The sequence below is a fragment of the Winslowiella sp. 2C04 genome (assembly GCF_050037805.1).
In the GTDB taxonomy this organism is placed as follows: Bacteria; Pseudomonadota; Gammaproteobacteria; order Enterobacterales; family Enterobacteriaceae; genus Erwinia; species Erwinia toletana_A.
This window is the reverse complement of sequence record NZ_CP188300.1, coordinates 4,560,026-4,582,673: the sequence shown is the minus strand read 5'-3', so window position 1 is coordinate 4,582,673 and position 22,648 is coordinate 4,560,026. Positions and strand designations below refer to the sequence as shown.

Genomic DNA, 22,648 nt, shown 5'->3' with positions numbered 1-22,648 from the left:
GATGCAGATTACGGGTAAATTTTTCGCCGCCGCCGCGCTGTTGGCTGGCCTCGGCAGCACAGCAGCAGTAAGCGCTGCGCCATCTTCTGCCGATGCGGCGCTGATAAAACGCGGTGAGTATCTTGCCGTTGCGGCAGACTGCGGCGCTTGCCACCGTCAGACCGCTGAAGACGGCGCGCCGTTTGCCGGTGGTTACGCCATTGATTCGCCGATGGGGCGAATTATTGCCAGCAATATCACCCCTTCAAAGCAATATGGCATTGGTGATTACAGTGAGCAGCAGTTTGCCGATGCGCTGCGTAAAGGGGTGGCCGCTGACGGCAGCAATCTCTATCCGGCGATGCCTTACACCGCTTACCAGGGGCTGACTGACGAAGATATTCATGCGCTGTACAGCTACTTTATGCTGGCGGTAAAACCGGTTGATATTGCGCCGGATGAGCATACCGATCTGAGCTTTCCGTTTAATATCCGCCAGATCATGTGGGGCTGGAATCTGCTGTACCGCAGTGATAAACCGTTTGAAAAACAGCCTGATTTATCAGAACAGCTGAATCGGGGTAAATACCTGGTTGATGTGCTGGCGCACTGTAGCACCTGCCATACGCCGCGCAATATGATGATGGCTGAAGACAGTAGCCAGTATCTGGCCGGTAGCCCGCTGGGCGGCTGGTATGCGCCGAATATCACGCCGGATAGCAGCGGAATTGGTGACTGGAGTCAGGATGATATTGTCAGCTACCTGAAAACCGGTCATCTGGCTGGAAAAGCGCAGGCGGCGGGGCCGATGGCTGAAGCGGTGGAGCACAGCTTCCGTTATCTCGGTGATGACGATCTGCATGCCATTGCGGCCTGGATTCAACAGATTCCGGCGATCAAAACGCCAGTGGCGACGCCGTCAGCACAGGCAGCAGAGCCGCGGGATATAAATCAACTGGTGAAAGGACAGGGGGATCAATCCTCGCTGGCCGACAGCAGTTCAACCGATGGTGCTGAATTGTATAACGGTGCTTGCGCCAGCTGTCATGGGCGCGAAGGGCAGGGCACAGCGGACAATTTCTATCCTTCACTGACTAAAAATAGCGCGGTCTCTGGCCCGACGGCGCAAAATTTGGTGATGACCATTGTCGACGGTATCCATCGCAAAAGCAGTGACAGCGATGTCGGGATGCCGGCTTTCGGTCAGCAGTTGAATGATGCGCAGATTGCTGCCGTCACCCACTACGTGCGTCAGCAGTTTGGCAATATCAATGAGGATATCTCGGCGGAACAGGTTAAAACTCTGCGTAGCGGTGGCGAAGCGCCATTTATCGTGCGCTATGTTGATTATCTGATTGCGGCTGGAGTGTTTATCGCGTTGTTATTGCTGCTATTAATCGTACGTCTGCGGAAGAAATAGTCAAAAAAAACGGCATCCCCCGCCGGGGATGCCGTTAATTTTGTGCGGTTAGCCTCTTTTACGCACCAGCTGAGTGCGGCGGGTAATAAATTCCAGCGGCACGCTCCAGATATGCACCAGACGCGTAAAAGGAAACAGCAGAAACAGCGTCATACCGGTGATCAGATGCACGCGGAAGATCGGCGCCACGCCATCAAGGTATTGTGACGCACCAAAGCGGAAGGTCACGATGTGCTGCGCCCAGTTCACCAGCTTCATCATTTCGCTGCCGTCCATATGCTGCGCCGAAAAAGGTATGGTGGCGAGTCCAAGTGTCACCTGCACCATTAACAGCGCCAGAATCAAAATATCAGCGACGCTGGATGAGGCACGCACTCGGGCAACAAACAGGCGGCGATACAGCAGCATCATGCCGCCAATCCACATGGTTACGCCGCAGATGCCGCCCAGCACCATCGCCATCCACTGTTTAGCGGGCAATGACAGGAACGACTGATACATCCAGTGCGGTGTCAGCATGCCCACTATGTGACCGAAAAAAATTCCGATCACGCCGATGTGAAACAGATTCGACGCCAGGCGCATCCAGCGTTTATCGAGAATCTGGCTCGAACCGGCGCGCCAGCTGTACTGACCGTAGTCGTAGCGGAGCAGGCTACCGAGCAGGAAGACAGTACCGACGATATACGGATAGATATCAAAGAAAAACAGGTTAAAGAACGACATTATTTTCTCTCCCGATTCTTCGGCTGTGCTTGCTCAATATTGAGATACTGCGGAGCCACAGCGCCGGAAAAACGCTGCTGATGCTGACGCGTCTCGCCACAATCACCCTGCTGGGTTGCCATAAAACGTACCTGTTCTTCTTCCCACACCGCGTCCAGCGCGGCGGGGGTATCATCACGTGCCTCTTGCCCGACCTGGTGTTGCAGGTTTTCACTGCTGGCGTCGCTGCCGGAGAGCTGGGTTAACAGATCCAGCAGCAGTGCGTAATGACTGTCGCGTTGATGCAGGCGTGCTGCCAGCAGCGCCAGAATCGGCGCAATGCTTTCCAGCCAGCTGATGGCTTCTTCGCTGCTGAGCTGCGCGAGAAATTCGAGAAACAGCGGCAGATGATCCGGCAGCTCATTGCTGTTCAGATCGAATCCGGCCTTGCGATAGTGATCCAGCAGATCGACCATTGCCTGGCCGCGATCGCGTGATTCGCCATGTACATGTTCAAACAGCAACAGCGACAGCGATCGGCCACGATCGAACAGGCTACCGTAGTCGGCCTGTGCATCTAACAGGCGGCCAGAGATACGCCACTCAATCACGCGCTTCAGCACTGCCTGCTGGCTGGCGTTAAGTTCTGTTAGCTCATCCACGGCTTCCAGCAGTTCGCTTTTTGCCTGCCAGAGAGACTCATCGGGATAGTCGAGTAATCGGGAAAGTATCAGTAACGATCTCATTAGCGGCCTCCCGTGGTTTTGGCATCAACGTTAATCGCATCAATACGTTTAGCGTTGAACAAGTCGAATTTGCTGTTGCTGCCGTGGCAGCCATCGCCAAAGCTAAAGCCGCAACCGTTGCGTTCCGGGAAGGCATCGCGCGCCAGTTCACGGTGGCTGGAAGGCACCACAAAACGATCTTCGTAGTTTGCAATCGCCAGATAGCGATACATCTCTTTCGCTTGCTGTTCAGTCAGGCCGACCTCTTCCAGCGCACTGATATCGTGCTTGCCTTCAACGGTTTCCATGCGTTTATAGTGGCGCATCGCCAGAATACGTTTCAGCGCCAGTGCTACCGGTTTGGTATCCCCGGCCGTCAGCAGATTCGCCAGATATTGCAGTGGGATGCGCAGCGAATCGATATCCGGCAGCACGCCGTTTTGTTCCAGCACGCCAGCATCGGCGGCAGACTGAATTGGCGACAGCGGCGGCACATACCATACCATCGGCAGGGTGCGATATTCCGGATGGAGCGGCAGTGCCAGCTTCCATTCCATCGCCATTTTGTACACCGGCGAGCGCTGTGCAGCTTCAATAACGCTCATCGGAACACCATCTTTCTCTGCCTGTGCAATCACCGCCGGATCATGAGGGTTGAGGAATACCGACAGCTGGCGCTCATACAGATCCTGCGTATTCTCAGTCGAGGCGGCTTGCTCGATGGCATCGGCATCGTACAGCACCACACCGAGGTAGCGAATACGTCCGACACAGGTTTCGGAACAGACGGTTGGCATGCCTGATTCAATGCGCGGGTAACAGAAAATGCACTTCTCAGACTTGCCGCTCTTCCAGTTGAAGTAGATTTTTTTGTACGGGCAGCCGCTGACGCACATGCGCCAGCCACGGCATTTATCCTCATCGATCAGCACGATGCCATCTTCTTCACGTTTATAGATGGCACCACTTGGGCAGCTGGCGGCACAGGCTGGGTTCAGACAGTGCTCGCACAGACGCGGCAGATACATCATAAAAGTGCTTTCAAACTGGCCGTACATCTCTTTCTGGATATGCTCAAAGTTTTGATCCTTTGAGCGTTTGGCAAACTCGCCGCCGAGATCGTCTTCCCAGTTAGCGCTGCGATGGATTTTATCCATCCGTTTGCCGGTCAGCAGCGAGCGCGGCCGCGCAATCGGCTGTGCTTTACCGGGCTTCGCGGTGTGCAGATGCTGATAATCGAAATCGAATGGCTCGTAGTAATCATCGATCTGCGGCATATGCGGGTTAGCAAACAGATTGGCCAAAATGCTGAGTCGTCCGCCCTGACGCGGCTGCAATTTGCCGCTGATCTTGCGAATCCAGCCACCTTTCCATTTTTCCTGATTTTCCCAGTCAATCGGGTAGCCGAGGCCGGGTTTGGTCTCGACGTTATTAAACCAGGCATATTCCATGCCTTCGCGGCTGGTCCAGACGTTTTTACAGGTGACTGAGCAAGTGTGGCAGCCAATGCACTTATCCAGATTCATCACCATGCCAACTTGTGAGCGGATTTTCATTTCACTGTCCCCTTGGCCACTGCCGCTTGTTCACTGTCACTGTTTTCATCATCCAGCCAGTCGACACGGCGCATTTTGCGCACCACGACAAACTCATCGCGGTTTGAACCGACGGTGCCGTAGTAGTTAAAGCCGTAGGCTTGCTGGGCATAACCGCCAATCATATGGGTCGGTTTCGGACTGATACGGGTCACCGAGTTGTGAATTCCCCCGCGCTGGCCGGTAATTTCGGAGCCAGGAATATTCACCAGTCGTTCCTGCGCGTGATACATCATCACCATGCCAGGTTTAATGCGCTGGCTGACGATGGCGCGTGCCGACAGCGCACCGTGGGTATTAAACGCTTCGATCCAGTCGTTATCTTCAATCCCCAAATCGCGGGCGTCGTCTTCACTCAGCCAGACAATCGGGCCGCCGCGCGCCAGCGTCAGCATCAACAGGTTGTCGCTGTAGGTAGAGTGAATACCCCATTTCTGGTGCGGGGTGATAAAGTTCAGCGCTTTTTCCGGGTTGCCATTCGACTTACGGTTAAGCAACGGCTGCGCGCTGCGGGTATCGATTGGTGGGCGATACACCATCAGGTTTTCACCAAACGCCAGCATCCACGGGTGATCCTGATACAGCTGCTGACGGCCACTCAGGGTGCGCCACGGAATTAGCTCGTGCACGTTGGTATAACCGGCGTTATAAGAAACGTGTTCATCTTCAAGGCCTGACCAGGTCGGGCTGGAGATGATTTTGCGCGGTTGCGCCTGTAAATCGCGGAAGCGAATTTTTACTTCACGCTTTGGCAGTGCCAGATGGGCATGGTCGCGGCCGGTAAATTTGCCCAGTGACTGCCAGGCTTTTACCGCGACTTCACCATTGGTTTCCGGTGCCAGCGTCAGAATCACTTCAGCCGCATCTTTGGCGGTGTTGATCACCGGACGTCCTTGCGCGCTGCCGCTTTCATGGCGGCGATTCAGCCGGCCCAGCAGCTCCACTTCTTCTTCGGTATTCCAGAAAATGCCTTTGCTGCCGTTGCCAAGCTTATCCATCAGCGGACCAAGCGAGGTAAAGCGCTCATAGGTTTCCGGATAATTACGCTCGACTACCGCGATATTCGGCGCGGTTTTACCTGGAATCAGATCGCACTCGCCTTTTTTCCACTCTTTAATATCACCGGTTTGCCCCAGCTCTTCGGCGGAATCGTGCTGCAACGGAACGGTAACCACATCGGTTTCCACTCCCAAATGGCCGACGCAAACTTGCGAGAAGGCTTTCGCTATCCCTTTATAAATTTCCCAGTCGCTGCGTGAATCCCAGCAGGGATCAACTGCCGCCGACAGTGGGTGAATAAACGGATGCATATCCGAGGTATTCATATCGTCTTTTTCATACCAGGTGGCGGTAGGCAGCACGATGTCGGAATAGAGACAGGTGGTCGACATACGGAAATCCAGTGTAACCACCAGATCCAGCTTGCCTTCGCGGCCTTGTTCCAGCCACTCGACCTCTTCCGGACGCTGACGCCCTTGTTCACCGAGGTCGGTTTGCTGAATGCCATGCTCGGTACCCAACAGGTATTTCAGCATGTATTCATGGCCTTTACCGGAAGAGCCAAGCACGTTTGATCGCCAGACAAACAGGTTACGCGGTGAGTTCTGCGGCGCGTCCGGTTGTTCAGCGGCAAAGCGGATATCGCCGGATTTCAGTGCATTCACCAGATATTCTTTCGGCGTCTGACCGGCGGCGGCGGCGGCTTTCGCCAGCCCAAGCGGGTTAGTATCCAGCTGCGGTGCCGAAGGCAGCCAGCCCATACGCTCGGCGCGCACGTTGAAGTCAATCAGGCTGCCGCTGTAGCGTTTTTTATCCGCCAGCGGGGAAAGGATCTCTTCCGTACTCAGGGTCTCATAGCGCCACTGACTGGAGTGATTGTAGAAAAATGAGGTGCCGTTCATCTGGCGCGGCGGACGCGTCCAGTCAAGGGCGAACGCCAGTGGCAGCCAGCCGGTCTGCGGACGCAGTTTTTCCTGGCCGACATAGTGCGCCCAGCCACCGCCGGTTTGACCGACGCAGCCACAGAACACCAGCAGGTTGATGATGCCACGGTAGTTCATATCCATATGGAACCAGTGGTTGATACCGGCACCGACGATAATCATCGAACGACCATGGGTTTTATCAGCATTATCGGCAAACTCGCGCGCAATGCGGATCATATCCTGCTGCGGCACACCGGTAATTTTTTCTGCCCAACCTGGCGTATAGGCTTTAATTTCACTGTAATCGCTGGCGCTCTGGCTGTCGTCGACTTTTGCATCGCCCCAGTCGCGGGCAATACCGTAATTTGCCAGCGTTAAATCAAATACGCTGGCAACCAGCGCGCTGCTGCCATCAGCCAGCGTTATACGTTTCGCGGCGATCGGATGTGAAATGACATCTGACAGTGCCACCGGGCGGAAGTGTTCGCTTTCAATTCCGCCAAAGTAAGGGAACAGCGTATTGGCGATTTCGTCATGCTGGCCGAGCAGCGACAGTTGCAGCGTGACGTCACGGCCATCATTGCCCGCGCGCTGTTCAAGATTCCATTTGCCTTGCTCACCCCAGCGGAATCCAATTGAGCCTTGTGGCGCAACCAGATCGCCTTGTTGATCGACGGCGATAGTTTTCCATTCCGGATTGTTGTTTTCACCGAGAGCGCCGAGCAGATCGGCGGCGCGCAGCTGACGTCCGGCGACATAAAAGCCATCCTCGCGTTGATCCAGCATGACCAGCATCGGTAAATCACTGTAGCGGCGGGCGTAATCCAGGAAATAACTGCTCGGCTTTTGCAGATAAAACTCTTTCAGAATCACGTGGCCCATCGCAAGTGCCATTGCGCTGTCGGTACCCTGTTTTGGTGCCAGCCACTGATCGCACAGCTTCACGACATCGGCATAATCAGGCGTCACTGCGACGGTTTTGGTGCCTTTGTAGCGCACTTCGGTAAAGAAATGGGCATCCGGAGTACGGGTCTGCGCGACGTTTGAACCCCAGGCAATCAGATAAGACGAGTTATACCAGTCGGCGGATTCCGGCACGTCGGTCTGCTCACCCCAGGTCATCGGTGATGCTGGCGGCAAATCGCAGTACCAGTCATAGAAGCTCAGGCAGGTGGCACCGATTAATGACAGATAGCGCGCACCGGCGGCATAAGAAACCATCGACATCGCCGGAATCGGCGAAAAGCCGGCAATGCGGTCAGGGCCGAAGGTTTTCGCGGTATAGACGTTAGCGGCGGCGATCAGCTCGTTCATTTCCGCCCAGCTGGAGCGCACCAGCCCGCCGCGCCCGCGCGCTTGTTTGTAACGTTTTGATTTTTCAGGATCGTTAATAATGCTTGCCCAGGCATCTACCGGATCCTGATGCTGCTGGCGTGCTTCACGCCACATTTCCAGCAGCTGCTGGCGAATTTGAGGATATTTCAGGCGGTTGGCGCTGTAGATATACCATGAATAACTGGCACCACGCGGGCAGCCACGCGGTTCGTGATTCGGCAGGTCGGGGCGAGTTTCTGGATAATCGGTTTGCTGAGTTTCCCAGGTGACCAGGCCGTTTTTAACATAAATCTTCCAGCTGCATGATCCCGTACAGTTCACACCGTGTGTGGAGCGAACGATTTTGTCATGCTGCCAGCGTTGACGATAACTGTCTTCCCAGTCCCGGTTGGTTGCCAGCGTCTGACCATAACCATCGGCAAAGGGTTCTGCCAGTTCCTTGAAATATCGGAACCGATCCAGAAACTTACTCATTCGACACACTCCTCACAGATCAAATAACTGCAAAAACGATTTATTATCATTCGCGAATAAAACGCGTTTTTTTGGCATGATCAGTTAATAAAATTTCAGTTCGTAAGCTGACTATTCAATAAGGGTCGGCGACATAATGAAATTACTGTCTCTCTAACCCGAAGTGAGTAGAAATTAATTTCACAGAACACTTTACAAACTCACCTGCGATCAACCAGAATTCAATTCACTCGGCAAAAGTGATGTCTCAAAGCTGGTCAAATTTTCCCAATAGCATGTCAGAAAACATTGAGAGGATATTGATCTGTGTCGTATAAAAATGACATTAAAGCCGAAAGCACCCGCGGTGTGCTGGCTACATGGACCCCCGAAGATAAAAATTTTTGGGAGCGAAGTGGAAAGAAAATTGCCGCCAGAAATCTCTGGATTTCAATTCCCTGTTTACTCCTGTCGTTCTGCGTCTGGATGTTATTCAGTACCGTTGCGCTTTACTTACCCGGAGCCGGATTTAGTTTCACCACCGACCAGTTATTTATGCTGACGGCGCTTCCTGCGCTGGCAGGCGCAATTATGCGCGTGCCCTATTCCTTTGTAATTCCTATATTTGGCGGTCGCCGCTGGACAGCTTTCAGCACTATTATTCTGGTGGTGCCAGCTATCTGGTTAGGTTTTGCGGTGCAACAACCAACTACCCCTTATTGGGTATTTGTCATTATCGCTTTATTATGTGGCGTGGCTGGCGGTAATTTTGCATCCAGTATGGGAAATATCAGCTTTTTCTATCCAAAACATTTGCAGGGTGGCGCACTGGGACTAAATGGCGGCCTCGGCAATCTTGGCGTCAGCGTGATGCAACTGGTTGCGCCGTTGGTGATGAGCGTTGCGATTTTTGGCTCGTTTTCCGGTGCCGGTCAGGTTAGCCCGTCCGGTGATGTACGCTGGATTGAACATGCGGCATTTATCTGGGTGCCGCCGCTGGTGATTTTCGCCGTTGCCGCCTGGTTTCTGATGAATGATATCGCCACTGCGAAAGCGTCACTGGCTCAACAGCTGCCGGTATTGAAACGTCCGCACATGTGGATTATGGCGTTATTGTATCTGGCTACGTTTGGCTCTTTTATCGGCTTCTCTGCCGGTTTCGCCATGCTGACCAAGACTCAATTTCCAAATGTGGTCATTCTGCATTACGCCTTCTGGGGGCCATTAATTGGCGCGCTGGCTCGTCCGGTCGGTGGCGCGCTTTCCGATCGCTTTGGTGGTTCGAAAGTCACCTTAATCAATTTTGTGATGATGGTGATTTTCGCCACGCTGATTTTCTTTACGCTGCCGGGTGAAGGACATCAGGGCACATTTGGCGCTTTCTTTGTGGTATTCCTTGGTCTGTTCCTTACCGCCGGATTGGGCAGTGGTTCCACCTTCCAGATGATCTCGGTGATTATTCGCGCCGATACGCTGCGTCGGGTTAAACAGGCCGGAGGCAGCGAAAAACAGGCAGCGCAGGAAGCCGCCACAGACTCTTCGGCCGCGCTGGGATTTATTTCTGCTATTGGTGCCGCCGGGGGCTTCTTTATTCCAAAAGCGTTTGGTACTTCACTGGCGCTGAGCGGATCGGCAGAAGGGGCTTTAAAACTGTTTCTGCTGTTCTATGCGATTTGCGGCGTGATTACCTGGTGGTGCTATATTCGTAAATCTATCTCGTAACGGCCTGCACTACTCCACAATTGACTCTTCAGGGCCACACTTGCTGGCCCTTTTCTCTTCCGCTCCAGCCCGCTTAGCCGATATTTAATCAAACATTCATCAGGCTTGCCCTGTACTAACCAGACATAATCAGCGCCAGAGTAAAATCGGTGCGCAGATGCGCCATTCACTTTTCTCGCGGTGAGTGAACGGTCGATTCTCAGCGGACGTCAGACTAAAAGGACTTAAATACGATGTATGCGGGCGATTTCTTATCTCCGGTGAGTTATGCCGCAGGCGATGAACTTTCAGCTATCGCGACGCGTTTATTCTGGTTTGAAGCCGGAGTAATGGAAGGGTGCGAAATCATCGTCAGCCAGAATGATTGCTGTGCTCGTTTACATCTGGCTGCCGGTGAAGCGGGCATGTTTGCGGTAAAAAGTAGAAAAGTGCTGATCGAATCCGGTAGCGTGCAGGGAGTCGAATTAAAGGTTATTGCAATGGCAAAATTGCAGGCTTTTATTGATGCCGGCAGCCGCACGGCCGGGCAGACCAAAAAAAAGGAGACGTTATTTGGTTTCAGCCGCTACCGACGTCCTGAAGAGCTGTCGCGTAAAAAGTTTGAATACTGGTTAATTAGCCAGAGTGTTAAGCAGTGTCAGGGTATGGATAATATCGTCCAGTTGATTCGAGATAATGAATGCTACTGGATAGTTAATTATTTACTGACCCGATCGGACGAATATAAATCTTTGCGGGAAATTGGTGGTCGTTACGGACTTTCCGTTTCACATTTTCGTCGTTTAAGTAAATCAGCGTTGGGAAATACGGCAAAAGTGGAAATGTGTGACTGGCGTCTGATTCGTGCCATTCTCGATATTATGGATGATGAGCACAATCTGACGGCCATCGCGATGAAGCATGGTTATGCCTCGTTATCGCATTTCTCCGGAGATGTTAAAAACAGATTCGGTATTCCGCCACGGGATTTAAAAAAAATGATCAATTGTGAGTTACTTAAATGAAACGGTCATCGCTTATGCTACTTTTTTTGGCGGTTTCTTTTATGTACTGCTGTCTGGCAATTGCCGTTACACCGGTTGAAGAAAAAATGCCTGCCCAAGGCTACGTTACCGCAAAAGACGGTGTTAAACAGTTTTTTGATGCGCTTTCCGCCAGAATGAAAACACCCTTTATTGTCAGTAACCTGGCGGCAAAGAAAAGAATCAGCGGTAACTTTGATTTTTCCGCTCCGCAGGCATTGCTGGATAATATCACCAACAATATGGGATTGGTCTGGTATTACGACGGGAATACTATTTATATTTATGACGCCAGCGAATTAAAAAATGGCGTTGTTCGGCTGAAAAACAGCTCGGTAGCGGAACTGCAAAAGTTTCTGCTGGCTTCCGATCTTTATGATGATCGCTATCCGCTGCGAACTGAACCCGGCAGCCAGACTTTTTATCTCGCCGGGCCGCCGGTCTATTTTATGCTGGTCATGCAGACGGCTGCTTATCTTGATCAGCTGGCGGTAACAGATGTTGAAGCAACCAGCCTGTCGGCGATCCCGTTGTACAACAGTTTCGTGGAAGATCGAAAATATAAATTTCGTGATGAAGTGATTACCATTCCCGGCGTGGCTTCGGTGATTCGGGCGTTAACTTTTAACGGTATCGCGACCACTCAGGTAGAAAACCGACCAACAACCGAACTGCAGAGCGGCGCGGAAGAGGATACAGAAGCACCAGCCCTCGGTGATGAAGTGGCAGAAAAAGCGCTGCAACCGGCAGTGCGCACTGCGATTGAAAGCGAGATGGTGGTCATTGCTAATCCCGATAACAACAGCCTGCTAATTAAAGGATCCGCTGAGCAGCTGAGTAATATTAAGCGGCTGGTGAATTTGCTGGATGTACCAAAACGGCATATAGAAATGTCGGTGTGGATTATCGATCTGCAGAAAGATGAACTGGAGCAGTTGGGCGTGACCTGGCGCGGTACGCTTAATTTAACCGATCAGTTTGGCGCCTCGTTTAATGGGGGTATCTCCAGCACTGTTGATGGAGCCAGCTTTATGACGGCGATTATGGCTCTGTCGCAGCAAAATCGCGCCAATGTGGTTTCACGCCCAATGTTGCTGACGCAGGAGAACGTCCCGGCAATTTTCGACAACAGCCGCACGTTCTATACCAAACTGATTGGCGAACGCAGCACCAGCCTTGAGCATGTGACCTATGGAACATCGCTCAGTGTTTTACCGCGATTTACCGATGCGGAAGAAATAGAAATGATGCTGAGCGTTGAAGATGGCAATCAGTATCGTCAGGAAAATGATAAAGAGAGCAGCCTGCCGGAAGTTGGCCGAACCAATATCAGCACGGTGGCCCGCGTGCCGAAAGGCAAAAGCCTGCTGATCGGGGGCTATACCCGCGATGAAAACAGTAATTTACGCCAGGGAATTCCGTGGCTAAGAGATTTGCCGCTGATTGGCGGCCTGTTCAGTTATCGTCAGAGCCGCAATGCCAATATGGTACGCGTCTTTCTGATTCAGCCTAAAGAGATCGATGGCCGTGAATCACGCGACAGTACGCGGCTGGTTGCCGGGCTACGCAATAAGCCTGCTGAGGCTCCGCTATTTGACTGGATGAACAATTTTCTGGATGCGCAACGGTGACCAGCCCAATTGCTGCGCTGACCCGACCGCTGCTGTCTGGGCAATTGTTGCCAGAACCGCGCACAATACTGAGTGACCAGTTGAGCAAGCCGCTGGCAAATTCTGCCGGTCATCCCGGTGGGGCGGTTGATAACGATGGTCTGATTGTCAGCGCGGAAAACTTTCTGAAATCCGTTGATGAGTTTTCTGTTTTTATCAGCCAGGTACGCAGGCTAAGGGATATTGCCGGGCGCTGTGATTTTTCTGCTGCGGCAGAGATCTACGAGCTACTGGATGATGATGCCGAAGCAAAGATTGCCGCACTGTGGCGGGTGATAAAAACGCAGCAAACAAAATCTGCCGCGCTATTACTGCACGAGGCAAGAAGTCTGTTTCCCGATGAAAGTAATCGGGTGGTTGCCCTGCGAGAGATGCTGAAACATCGCAATATCTTAGAAATTGAACGTGAAATTATAGAGCAGGCGCTGGCGATTGCCGAAGATGATGCCTGCCCGACGCGGCTAAAGTCAGGAATTAATGTTGCGCTTAAAGCGCGGTTAATGAGTAAGCAATTAAAACTGTCACCGGCTGTTATTCGTGAAAGCTATCGTAATTTTATTGAAAGTAACGAGAATGAGCGAAAAATATATCAGGGATGGGTATTAATGTTTGGCGGGGACAGACGTCGCATGCTGATCAACTTTATGGAGGCTGCGTTGCTGGCAGATATGAATGCCAGCGATCCGGGATGTACCGATATTGAATTTGGTAATTTACTGGGGCGTCTGACACAAATAAAGTTGATTCGTTCAAGCGAGGATTTATTTATCCAGCGTGCCAGTAAAGATAGTTTTCTTAAACGCTTTAATTTTTCTGAAGATGACTGGCTACTGTTTATATTATCCATTTTACATGATGCCGGGCTGCTCTACGATCAGTTGAGACAGTTGGGAAACAATGTCTTAAGTCGGATGTCACCAAGAGAAAAAGTGTGTTTTATCCAGAAGATATATCACTTTGTCCGCGAATTCCCATCGGGAATTTTTGACAGTTTTGACCAGCAGCAATTGTTGTATCAACACTTTATATCGTTGATCGGCCACGGCTATCAAGCTGAACTGGCAGAGAGCAGAACTTATTAATATTCATCCTCGTTGGTATATCAGGTACTGAGCATGATTAATGACTTTTTCATCAATTTGAGGAAGCATCCGGAATTATTTATTCTGTTATTGGTCGTTATGATTATCGCCATGTTGGTTATTCCCTTACCAACCTATCTGGTCGATTTCCTGATTGGGCTGAATATTGTTATTTCGGCGCTGGTGTTTCTTTCTTCTTTTTATATTGATCGTATTCTGAGTTTTTCGTCGTTTCCAGCGGTATTGCTGATTACTACGCTATTCAGACTGGCATTATCGATTAGCACCAGCAGGCTGATATTGAATGATGCCGATGCCGGAGAAATTATTGCCACTTTTGGTCTGTTTGTTATTGGTGACAATCTGGTGGTGGGGTTCGTAATTTTTTCAATTGTCACAATCGTGCAATTTATGGTGATCACTAAAGGTGCGGAGCGCGTGGCGGAAGTGGCGGCACGCTTCTCGCTGGATGGCATGCCCGGCAAACAGATGAGTATTGATGCCGATCTGCGTGCCAGTTCGATTGATGCGGAACAAGCCACCCAGCGGCGCAGCATTCTGGAGAAAGAGAGCCAGTTATACGGCTCTTTTGACGGCGCGATGAAGTTTATTAAAGGGGATGCCATCGCCGGTATTCTGGTTATTTTTGTCAACTTTATTGGCGGCATCAGCGTGGGTGTGAATCAGCACGGCATGGATATGTCCACGGCGCTGTCCACCTACACCATGCTGACCATTGGTGACGGGCTGGTTGCGCAAATTCCTTCGTTGCTGATTGCCATCAGTGCCGGATTTATTGTCACCCGGGTCAGTGGCGAGGGTGACAATATGGGTATCACCATGATGTCACAGCTGATGAATAATCAGTTTGTCCTGATTATCGCGGCGATCATTGCCGTCGCCATCGGTTTTTTACCTGGCTTTCCGCTGTTTATTTTTCTGCTATTGGCGCTGATTCCTGGAGGATTGTTTTTCTTAAAGTGGCGTGAAGCGAACAATAAATCGGCGGGCGGCAAGCCGGGTAGCGTGAAGCAAAACAACGATGCAGTGAATGAGGCGAGCCCGGTTGCTGCTGATGCCGATACCCAGCTGGGATTAATTGAAAATCTTGACCAGGTTACCCCGACGACCATTCCGCTTATTCTGCGGGTTAACCCGTCGGCCGGTGATTATCTGACCCAGCTGGATGCCGCCGAACGGTTTCGCAGCCAGTTTTTTGTCGATTACGGCATCCATCTGCCAGCGATTGTCATTCGTTCGACTGAAAATCAGCAGCAGAACAAAGTCGCTTTGCTGATTAATGAAATTCAGGCTGAACAGTTCGATATTTTGCTCGGACAAATTACCGTGGTGAACGTCTCTGATGAGCTTGAGCATCTTGGTATTCAACCGGTCAACTATGGCGGTGTAGTGTGGGTTGCCGCTGAACAGCGGTCGCTGCTTACCGAGCTGGGTTTTCACACCCGGACACCGGTTGACGAGCTCTATTACTGCATTGCTAACTCGCTGGTGCGCAATGTGAGTGAGTTTTTTGGTGTGCAGGAGACCAAAGCACATATCGATAAGCTGGAGAAAGACTATCCCGATCTGATTAAAGAAGTGATGCGCCACACCACGGTGCAACGGGCATCGGAAGTGATGCAGCGACTACTCGGCGAGAAAATCTCGGTGCGAAACACCAAGTTGATCATGGAGTCTCTCTCCGTCTGGGCACCACGAGAAAAAGATGTCATTACCCTGGTGGAACACGTGCGCACTTCTCTCTGTCGTTATATCAGTCATAAATTTGCCGTCGGTAATTCCCTGAAGGCGGTATTAATTTCCGCTGAGATGGAAGAGACCTTGCGTCAGGGAATTCGCAGTACCGCCGCCGGAACTTTTCTTAATCTGGAACCAGCGGCTTCTGAAAAGTTAATGGACACTTTTACCCTCGGCTTAAGCGACATCCTGATGTCGCAGAAGGACTACGTCATTCTGGCGTCAGTCGATATCCGACGCTTTGTGAAACGCTTTCTGGAAAATAAATTTAAAAATCTTGAGGTGCTTTCTTTTGGCGAAATTTCAGAAGGCATTTCAATTGATGTAATCAAATCAATTCAATAATAAGGGACTTTCAGATGGATATTGATATTGCCTCTCTGGTACGAGAATCACTCCGCTCTGGCGGTTGCGATGCTTCGCTGCTCAACAATTTTGATGGCCACTCTACCATTTTGTTAGATTTTGACGATATGCCCGGCATTTTAGTCAGCGTGGTTGATAAACAGGTGGTGCTCTGGTCTCAGCTCTGCGATCACAACGTTCATGTCCTTTCTCAGGTCGCCGACCGGATACTTGAGCTGCTGCTTGAACCGGCAAAATATTCGGTAACCGGTCAGCTGCAGATCGCCAAAGAAGATAATGCGACGGTATTGAAGTGTGTGCTGGAAGAGAGTTGCCTGAATGAAGCCATGTTCGGTGATGCACTCGAAACCTTTTATCTGAGCCTGCGCAAATATTGTGAGGTATTGCGCTAATGCCATGGCCGACACTGGTGCGCTATCAGGCGCATCCTGTGCGTGTCACCGGCCCGATCCTTGAAGCCCGACTGAAGGGGGTCACGATTGGCGAAGTGTGTAATGTGCTGAGAAGTGACAGCGACAAAACGCTGGTCGCCAGAGCGCAGGTGCTCGGTTTTGAAAGAGATTCAACCATACTCAGCCTGATTGGCTCGGCCGAGGGCTTGTCACGCGACATGGTGATCAGTCCTACCGGTCACGGTTTGATGATGGAAGTGTCAGCCATGCTGGCTGGTGCGGTTCTCACTCCTTCAGGCAAGGTAACTGAGCGTTTCTCGCCCGCGGCTGAAGGCGCGTTGGTGGAGAGCCGCCCGGTCAATGCGCCACCGCCGGCCTGGGATCAGCGCTGTGGCATCAGCGAGCTGTTAGTCACCGGCATTCGGGCGATAGACGGCCTGCTGACCTGCGGCATTGGGCAAAGAATGGGTATTTTCGCCGCCGCCGGATGTGGCAAAACGACCCTGATGCAGATGCTGATCAACAATGCGGATGCGGAGATATTTGTCGTGGCGTTGATTGGCGAGCGTGGCCGCGAAGTGACGGAGTTTGTCGAGGCATTGCGGCAAATGGATCGAAGATCACGCTGTGTGGTGGTGTACGCCACTTCTGACTATCCGGCGCTGGACCGCGCCAATGCGGCCTCGGTGGCGATGACTATCGCCGAATATTTCCGTGACTGCGGGCTGAACGTTCTGCTGTTTCTTGATTCGATAACGCGTTATGCCCGCGCGCTGCGCGACGTGGCATTGGCTGCCGGTGAACCGCCGGCGCGTCGTGGCTATCCGGCCTCGGTATTCGAAAAACTTCCCGCCCTGCTGGAAAGGCCCGGCAAAACGCAGCGTGGCAGTATCAGCGCCTTTTTTACCATCCTGTTGGAAAATGAGGAGGAGTCCGATCCGGTCGCGGAAGAGATTCGCTCGATCCTTGACGGCCATATCTGGCTGAGTCGCAAACTTGCCAGTAAAAATCATTACCCGGCTATTGATGTATTGCGCAGCGTCAGTCGTGTCTGCCAGCGAGTGACCAGCGATAGTCACCAGGCTCACGCCAGTAACCTGCGTAATTTGCTCGCCAGAATGGAGGAATTGCAGGTGCTGGTCGACTTCGGCGAGTACCAGCCGGGCGTGAACCCTGACAATGATATGACCTTTAACGCCAGCGCTGAAATTCAACGCTTTCTCTGTCAGCCAGTAGAGCAGCAATGCGCGCTTGCCGACACGCTAATAAGGATGCAATACCTTGTTAAATAACATTCCAGTTGTTATTCGTCGGATTGAACAGCGCACGGTAAGCAAAGAGAGTGCGCTGCAACAAGTCCAGCTCACCATTCATCACATCCAGTCAGAAATTACCGCCGGCGACCAACAACGCGATCTGCTGCTCAGGCACCTGTCCTCACTGATTATTGCCGGTAATACCAGCCTTGAAGCCATTCTGGATAACAAAGCGCGGCAGGGATCGCTGCAACGCAAAGTTGCGGAAATGGAGCTGATGCTGGCGGATAAACATCATCAACTGCAACAGCAGTGCCAGCAGCACGCCAGCCTGAAAGCCGAACGCATTCAGATGCAGCGCAAGTCAGAAAAATTGGCTGCTCATTTGCGACAGCGTCAAAAGCAGCAGCTGCAATGCAGACAGCGTCAGCACGAGACCGAAACCGAGGAGCAGCTGAATTGGCAAAGATAACCGGACCCGTTTCCCCCCACTTTACCCAGGCAGGCAGCAGCAGTGATGCCGGTTACCCCACCGAGCTGGACGAACGGCTGAAAAAAGCGAAAAAGGAGCAGGGTGCAGAGGCGATGCCACCGGTCGGCCTGATACCGCCACTGCTCCGGATGTTTTCGGAACCGCCGCCTGCCGTAACGGATTTTGCCCGGTATACGGCACTGACGGTTAAAGCCGACTATCAGATGGGTAATTGGCAACATCCTCCGCGATACGCGACGGCAACGCCTCAAACTACGATGCTGGCGGCTGAGCCGTTGACCGAGGACAGATCGCTGCCGCAGAGCGCCACTACCAAATCTTTCACGACGCCCAGCCGTGACACGCCATCAATGCCCCGCGGCAGTCGCCCGCTTTCGGCAGCACATAATAGCCACCGCTCTGTTGTGCGTGAGAGTCTGACGCCTCCGGGTAGTGCGGTCGCACTCAGTGATAACACGCCAGCGGATCGCCCACTGGATAAATCACGCCGCGAAGAAAACAGTGCCGCCCCGTTGCCTGCCTTGCCGCCACCGCTGCCAGGCAATGGGGAAGCGGTAGCAAAAAGTCGACCCGTCGCGGCAAAAAGTGAATCGCATCAGCTTTTCGCACAGGCTTCTGTCCGGCCAGCTAAATCAGCGCCGTCAGCCGAGGGACAAAATAAAATCAGCTACTCCTTTAGCTCATGGGGCAGAGAACACCGGGTAGTGCTGACCACCGTGCGTGACAGCAGCCAACAGCTGGCGGTGATGATGACTCCCTCTGATGCGCTGGTCAGCCACCGTTTACAGTATGCCATCAGCGCCCACCCGCCGGTTACGGCAATTGCCCTGCGAGAAGAGCGAGGTGATGGGCAGCAGCAGCGTGATAAGCAGCAATCGATGGTGGATGAGGAATGAAAGCGCTGGCGATACGACGTTACGATGCGCAATCCAGCGCGTTGAAGCTGTTTTTTCGCTATCTGGAAATGCATCACCAGCCCGTGCTGATGACCACGCCGCCGCCCGGAGCGGTGCTTGCCAGGGCAACGGCACAAATAACCGGCGTTGAATTGCTGGTCGATGTGCGGGCCTGGTTTGGTAAAAGTCTGCCGGAAAAAAGCGGATTACGAGCCGATTTGATCACGCCTGATGAAATCAGGGATCTCTTTCACTACAGCGGCGCGCTGCTTACGCTGCATTTGCCGGGCGAAGCTGAAGAGCCACTGACGGTGTTGGCACCTGTCGCGGTGGAAGAGTATCGCGATAAAGCGATGCCGAGGGTTAACACCAGCTGCGGTCCTGGTTGGCTCACGGCAGTGAACACCCATTATCGGAGCCATATATGCCAGGTGTTACCGTCGCTACTGCATGGCACGATTCCATTCCATCTGGACTTAATGCTTGGCAGCAGTGCGCTGAGTTATCGCCACCTGAAAAAGTTACAGCCGGGCGATGTGCTGCTGGTGAATCAGCTACTGGAGACGGTAGTGACAGGCAACAGAACGTTAGCTAAATACCGGCAACAGGAGGACTATTTAATGCTGGAAGATATCTACGACGACGAGGAACAACACGAGCATTATCAGCCGCTGCACCCGCACCAGAATCTTCAGGCGCAGCGTATTGGCATCAATAATATACCGGTGCAACTCACCTTTATTATTAATCAAATGACCCTGACGCTGGATGAATTATCGGTTCTGCATATCGGTGATGTGATAGCCGTGGGAACCGAAGGGGAAAACAGTATCACTATTTGTGCCAATGGATCGCTGTTGGCAAAGGGTGAGTTGGTGATGGCTGATGAACGGCTGGGAGTAGAAATTCAGACGCTGTGTCATGAGGCACAGTATGGAAAATGATATTTCGCTGATTGCCGTGCTGGCTCTCTCATCACTGGCTCCGTTTCTGATTGCCTGTGGCACCAGCTATATCAAATTTTCCATCGTGTTTGTGATGGTCAGAAACGCCATTGGATTACAGCAAATTCCCTCCAATATTACCCTGAATGGTATCGCCTTTGTGTTGTCGGTATTTGTCATGATGCCGGTAATGAAAGAGGGATATAACCATTTCAAACAGCAGCCGATCGATTTAAGCAGTGCCGAAGCAATCGAATCCTGGATCGACAGTGGTTTTGATGGCTATAAGGCTTACCTGCGTAAGTATGCCGATCGAGATTTAGCGGCGTTCTTTGAGCAAGCCCAGCGACAGCGTGATGGCGAGCCAGACGATGCTGAAAATCCGCCCGAACCCTCTTTGTTTGCCCTGCTGCCGGCTTACGCCTTAACCGAAATAAAAGATGCTTTTAAAATCGGTTTCTACATTTATCTGCCCTTTGTGGTTATCGACTTATTGATCTCCAGCATCCTGCTGACGCTGGGCATGATGATGATGAGTCCGGTGACTATATCCGTGCCGATCAAGCTGCTGCTGTTTGTGGTGATGGATGGCTGGACATTGATTTCAAAGGGTTTACTTAATCAGTATCTGGATCTTAGCGCCTCAGGGGCAACTTTCTGATGGATGAAGTGATTCTGGCAGGAAATAAAGCCATCTGGCTGGTACTGATTTTGTCTGCCGTGCCGGTAGTGGTGGCAACCGTCATTGGTTTACTGGTCGGGCTGTTTCAGACGGTAACGCAATTACAGGAACAAACCCTGCCTTTTGGCATCAAGCTGCTGGGTGTCTGTATCTGTTTATTTTTATTATCCGGATGGTATGGCGAAACATTATTAGCCTACGGTAAGGAAGTGATTTATTTCGCACTAAAACGATAATGGAAAACATACAAACCGAGCTCTATTTTGAGTTAAATAACTGGCTTTTTATGGTGCTGTTAAGCTCAGCGCGTCTGTTCCCGGCATTTATGCTGTTGCCTTATCTCAGCAATTCAACGCTTACCGGATTATTTAAGTTTCCATTGGCATTTTTGCTGGGTGCTTCGCTGTGGGATGCGCAGGGAGTGCTGATATATCAACTCGGCGTGCTGGAATTTAGTGCTTTAATGATCAAAGAAATCGTCATCGGGCTAATTATTGCCATCTTTATTTGCCTGCCTTTCTGGACCCTGCATGCGGCAGGTAGCCTGATAGATAACCAGCGTGGAGCGACGCTGAGCAGCACGCTAAATCCGCTGAGTGGCATTGATACCTCTGAACTGGCGAATTTATTCAATCTGATCGCCGTGGTGATTATTCTGGAGGCAGGGGGAATGCTGACCTTTCTGCAGGTAATGCAGCAGAGTTATCAGCTGTGGCCGCCATTGTCGGCGGCGATGCCCGGCTGGGAGAATGTGATTAGATTTCTCGGTGAATTGATGAAGCATGCCGTCAGGCTCTCTGCGCCAGTGATCTCCATCTTTCTGATTACTGAACTTTTTCTTGGCCTGTTGGCGCGCTATACCCCCCAGATGAATGCTTTCTCCATGGCGTTAACCGTCAAAACTCTCATCGGGTTTATGGTGCTGTTGCTCTATTTTTCTCCAGTACTGCCCTCTGAGGTAATCGGACTGGAAAAGATCTTTTTTCCACTTAGCTGACTTAAGCTGCGGAGGCCGGGAGAACACCAGCATGGCGGGCAATAAAACTGAAAAGCCGACCGACAAAAAAAAGCGTGATGCGGCCAAAAAAGGACAGACATTTAAAGGCAAGGATTTAGTCACCACCTGCCTGACGCTGGTCGGAGTCGAGATGGTGCTCAATTTCACCTCTCTGCGCGAGTTTTCAGACATTCTGCACAGCATTGTTGCGCGTCAGTACGACTACTCATTGCAGGGATATATTCTGCAATGCGTCTGGTTTGGCATAAAAATATTACTGCCAATTGCCATAATTTGCATTGCCGCCTCGCTGTTACCGGGCCTGCTGCAGACCGGTATGCAGCTGGCGACTAAGGCATTAAAACTAAACCTTTCGGCAATTAATCCTCTTAAGGGTATTAAAAAAATATTTAACCTGAGAACGTTAAAGGATCTGCTTAAGTCAGTGCTTTACCTCGGCTGCTTTGTGCTGGCGACTCTGTTCTTCTGGCAAGAAAATCGCGCACTGATTATCAGTCTGGTCTGGTCAGAGCCGGGTGTCATGCTGAAAGTGTGGGGGCAGCTGGTACATTCACTGCTGGTGATCTTTATTGCCTGTATTTTCATTATTATTCTTATCGACTGCGTGGCAGAGTATTTGCTGTATATCAAAGATCTGAAAATGGACAAGAAAGAAGTTGATAATGAAACCAAAGAGATTAATGGTAATCCCGAGATAAAGAAAAAAAGAAAGGCTCTTAATCAGGAGTTACTTTCTGAAGAATTCAAAAAAGACATCAAAAAATCCAGTGTTGTTATCGCCAACCCTAAACATATTGCGATAGGAATCTATCGTAATCTGGCGATTACACCCATACCGTTTATTTCATTCATTGAAAAGAATCAGCGTGCTCTCGCGGTACGTCGCTATGCGGAACAAGTCGGTGTGCCGGTGGTTGAAAATATTCCGCTGGCAAGAGAGCTGTTTCGTACCCATAAAAAACATGCGTTTGTTAGCCTGAAAATGTTTACCGAAGTGATGGATATTCTTTTTTGGCTTGAGCAGGTTGAGAACAACTGGATGGCTGAACACGCCGAAAATAATCCGTCAGAAACCGTTGTCGATGAATCTACATCCGCTTCACAAGGCACAGAAAACCCTGCTGCTGATGAGCGTTCTTTGTGAGTAAAAAAAATACAACTTTGTTCTAATAACACCATTCATCATGGATGGTTTAACTAAGGAAGAGAG

At 51.4% G+C, this 22,648-nt stretch carries 19 protein-coding genes; 15 read left to right on the top strand and 4 right to left on the bottom strand.

Annotation, left to right across the window (positions count from 1 at the left end; all coding sequences use genetic code 11):
- Position 1: 1 nt before the first annotated feature.
- Positions 2-1,399, top strand: a complete 1,398-nt coding sequence (locus ACP3TC_RS20855; protein WP_426818307.1) for a c-type cytochrome — start codon at positions 2-4, stop codon at positions 1,397-1,399.
- Between the two features lie 48 nt (positions 1,400-1,447).
- Here the strand turns inward: ACP3TC_RS20855 and narI are convergent, their stop codons facing one another.
- From narI to ACP3TC_RS20835, 4 genes are read right to left on the bottom strand one after another with little or no spacing between them, the layout of a single operon-like run.
- A complete protein-coding gene (gene narI / locus ACP3TC_RS20850; RefSeq protein ID WP_313854926.1) occupies positions 1,448-2,125 on the bottom strand; it encodes a respiratory nitrate reductase subunit gamma in 678 nt (225 codons plus the stop codon).
- Complete coding sequence (narJ, locus tag ACP3TC_RS20845; protein ID WP_426817176.1) at positions 2,125-2,850, bottom strand: nitrate reductase molybdenum cofactor assembly chaperone; 726 nt, start codon at positions 2,848-2,850, stop codon at positions 2,125-2,127. Before narJ ends, narI begins: the two co-directional genes overlap by 1 nt.
- Positions 2,850-4,385 (bottom strand): nitrate reductase subunit beta, encoded by a 1,536-nt coding sequence (narH, locus tag ACP3TC_RS20840; protein ID WP_426817175.1) that lies wholly within the window; start codon positions 4,383-4,385, stop codon positions 2,850-2,852. The genes narJ and narH overlap by 1 nt, the downstream gene beginning before the upstream one ends.
- Complete coding sequence (locus ACP3TC_RS20835) at positions 4,382-8,158, bottom strand: nitrate reductase subunit alpha (RefSeq protein WP_426817174.1); 3,777 nt, start codon at positions 8,156-8,158, stop codon at positions 4,382-4,384. Before ACP3TC_RS20835 ends, narH begins: the two co-directional genes overlap by 4 nt.
- Before the next feature lie 306 nt (positions 8,159-8,464).
- Here ACP3TC_RS20835 and ACP3TC_RS20830 point away from each other — a divergent pair, with 306 nt between their 5' ends.
- The 14 genes from ACP3TC_RS20830 (at position 8,465) to ACP3TC_RS20765 (ending at position 22,582) form a co-directional block, all read left to right on the top strand.
- Positions 8,465-9,859 (top strand): NarK family nitrate/nitrite MFS transporter, encoded by a 1,395-nt coding sequence (locus tag ACP3TC_RS20830; RefSeq protein ID WP_426817173.1) that lies wholly within the window; start codon positions 8,465-8,467, stop codon positions 9,857-9,859.
- Between the two features lie 233 nt (positions 9,860-10,092).
- On the top strand, positions 10,093-10,863 hold the full coding sequence (locus ACP3TC_RS20825) for a helix-turn-helix domain-containing protein (protein ID WP_426817172.1): 771 nt from the start codon (positions 10,093-10,095) through the stop codon (positions 10,861-10,863).
- Between the two features lie 14 nt (positions 10,864-10,877).
- A complete protein-coding gene (sctC, locus tag ACP3TC_RS20820; RefSeq protein ID WP_426817171.1) occupies positions 10,878-12,512 on the top strand; it encodes a type III secretion system outer membrane ring subunit SctC in 1,635 nt (544 codons plus the stop codon).
- Positions 12,509-13,633 carry a type III secretion system gatekeeper subunit SctW gene (sctW, locus tag ACP3TC_RS20815; protein WP_426817170.1) on the top strand — a complete coding sequence of 375 codons (1,125 nt, stop codon included), beginning with the start codon at positions 12,509-12,511 and terminating at the stop codon, positions 13,631-13,633. The genes sctC and sctW overlap by 4 nt, the downstream gene beginning before the upstream one ends.
- Positions 13,634-13,666: 33 nt before the next feature.
- Positions 13,667-15,736, top strand: a complete 2,070-nt coding sequence (locus ACP3TC_RS20810) for an EscV/YscV/HrcV family type III secretion system export apparatus protein (RefSeq protein WP_426817169.1) — start codon at positions 13,667-13,669, stop codon at positions 15,734-15,736.
- A 14-nt stretch (positions 15,737-15,750) separates the two neighbouring features.
- Complete coding sequence (gene spaK, locus ACP3TC_RS20805) at positions 15,751-16,149, top strand: SPI-1 type III secretion system chaperone SpaK (protein WP_313854936.1); 399 nt, start codon at positions 15,751-15,753, stop codon at positions 16,147-16,149.
- Positions 16,149-17,441 carry a type III secretion system ATPase SctN gene (gene sctN, locus ACP3TC_RS20800; RefSeq protein WP_426817168.1) on the top strand — a complete coding sequence of 431 codons (1,293 nt, stop codon included), beginning with the start codon at positions 16,149-16,151 and terminating at the stop codon, positions 17,439-17,441. Before spaK ends, sctN begins: the two co-directional genes overlap by 1 nt.
- On the top strand, positions 17,431-17,877 hold the full coding sequence (locus ACP3TC_RS20795; protein ID WP_426817167.1) for a hypothetical protein: 447 nt from the start codon (positions 17,431-17,433) through the stop codon (positions 17,875-17,877). The genes sctN and ACP3TC_RS20795 overlap by 11 nt, the downstream gene beginning before the upstream one ends.
- Positions 17,865-18,794, top strand: a complete 930-nt coding sequence (locus ACP3TC_RS20790; RefSeq protein ID WP_426817166.1) for a hypothetical protein — start codon at positions 17,865-17,867, stop codon at positions 18,792-18,794. The genes ACP3TC_RS20795 and ACP3TC_RS20790 overlap by 13 nt, the downstream gene beginning before the upstream one ends.
- Positions 18,791-19,738: a FliM/FliN family flagellar motor switch protein gene (locus ACP3TC_RS20785; protein ID WP_313854941.1), complete on the top strand. Its 948-nt coding sequence runs from the start codon at positions 18,791-18,793 to the stop codon at positions 19,736-19,738. The genes ACP3TC_RS20790 and ACP3TC_RS20785 overlap by 4 nt, the downstream gene beginning before the upstream one ends.
- Entirely contained in the window at positions 19,728-20,399 is a 672-nt protein-coding gene (locus ACP3TC_RS20780) for an EscR/YscR/HrcR family type III secretion system export apparatus protein (RefSeq protein WP_313854942.1), read from the top strand. Before ACP3TC_RS20785 ends, ACP3TC_RS20780 begins: the two co-directional genes overlap by 11 nt.
- The gene (locus ACP3TC_RS20775; RefSeq protein WP_313854944.1) at positions 20,399-20,656 is read left to right on the top strand and encodes an EscS/YscS/HrcS family type III secretion system export apparatus protein; all 258 of its coding nucleotides are present in this window, start codon (positions 20,399-20,401) and stop codon (positions 20,654-20,656) included. Before ACP3TC_RS20780 ends, ACP3TC_RS20775 begins: the two co-directional genes overlap by 1 nt.
- Complete coding sequence (sctT, locus tag ACP3TC_RS20770; protein WP_313854945.1) at positions 20,656-21,417, top strand: type III secretion system export apparatus subunit SctT; 762 nt, start codon at positions 20,656-20,658, stop codon at positions 21,415-21,417. Before ACP3TC_RS20775 ends, sctT begins: the two co-directional genes overlap by 1 nt.
- Before the next feature lie 31 nt (positions 21,418-21,448).
- Positions 21,449-22,582, top strand: a complete 1,134-nt coding sequence (locus tag ACP3TC_RS20765) for an EscU/YscU/HrcU family type III secretion system export apparatus switch protein (protein WP_313854947.1) — start codon at positions 21,449-21,451, stop codon at positions 22,580-22,582.
- Positions 22,583-22,648: the final 66 nt, after the last annotated feature.

What these genes read in the sequence shown, in the direction of transcription:
- ACP3TC_RS20855 (WP_426818307.1), top strand. Translation starts at nt 2, where the DNA reads ATGCAGATTACGGGTAAATTTTTCGCCGCCGCCGCGCTGTTGGCTGGC.
- narI (WP_313854926.1), bottom strand. Translation starts at nt 2,125, where the DNA reads ATGTCGTTCTTTAACCTGTTTTTCTTTGATATCTATCCGTATATCGTC.
- narJ (WP_426817176.1), bottom strand. Translation starts at nt 2,850, where the DNA reads ATGAGATCGTTACTGATACTTTCCCGATTACTCGACTATCCCGATGAG.
- narH (WP_426817175.1), bottom strand. Translation starts at nt 4,385, where the DNA reads ATGAAAATCCGCTCACAAGTTGGCATGGTGATGAATCTGGATAAGTGC.
- ACP3TC_RS20835 (WP_426817174.1), bottom strand. Translation starts at nt 8,158, where the DNA reads ATGAGTAAGTTTCTGGATCGGTTCCGATATTTCAAGGAACTGGCAGAA.
- ACP3TC_RS20825 (WP_426817172.1), top strand. Translation starts at nt 10,093, where the DNA reads ATGTATGCGGGCGATTTCTTATCTCCGGTGAGTTATGCCGCAGGCGAT.
- sctC (WP_426817171.1), top strand. Translation starts at nt 10,878, where the DNA reads ATGCTACTTTTTTTGGCGGTTTCTTTTATGTACTGCTGTCTGGCAATT.
- ACP3TC_RS20810 (WP_426817169.1), top strand. Translation starts at nt 13,667, where the DNA reads ATGATTAATGACTTTTTCATCAATTTGAGGAAGCATCCGGAATTATTT.
- spaK (WP_313854936.1), top strand. Translation starts at nt 15,751, where the DNA reads ATGGATATTGATATTGCCTCTCTGGTACGAGAATCACTCCGCTCTGGC.
- sctN (WP_426817168.1), top strand. Translation starts at nt 16,149, where the DNA reads ATGCCATGGCCGACACTGGTGCGCTATCAGGCGCATCCTGTGCGTGTC.
- ACP3TC_RS20785 (WP_313854941.1), top strand. Translation starts at nt 18,791, where the DNA reads ATGAAAGCGCTGGCGATACGACGTTACGATGCGCAATCCAGCGCGTTG.
- ACP3TC_RS20780 (WP_313854942.1), top strand. Translation starts at nt 19,728, where the DNA reads ATGGAAAATGATATTTCGCTGATTGCCGTGCTGGCTCTCTCATCACTG.
- ACP3TC_RS20775 (WP_313854944.1), top strand. Translation starts at nt 20,399, where the DNA reads ATGGATGAAGTGATTCTGGCAGGAAATAAAGCCATCTGGCTGGTACTG.
- sctT (WP_313854945.1), top strand. Translation starts at nt 20,656, where the DNA reads ATGGAAAACATACAAACCGAGCTCTATTTTGAGTTAAATAACTGGCTT.
- ACP3TC_RS20765 (WP_313854947.1), top strand. Translation starts at nt 21,449, where the DNA reads ATGGCGGGCAATAAAACTGAAAAGCCGACCGACAAAAAAAAGCGTGAT.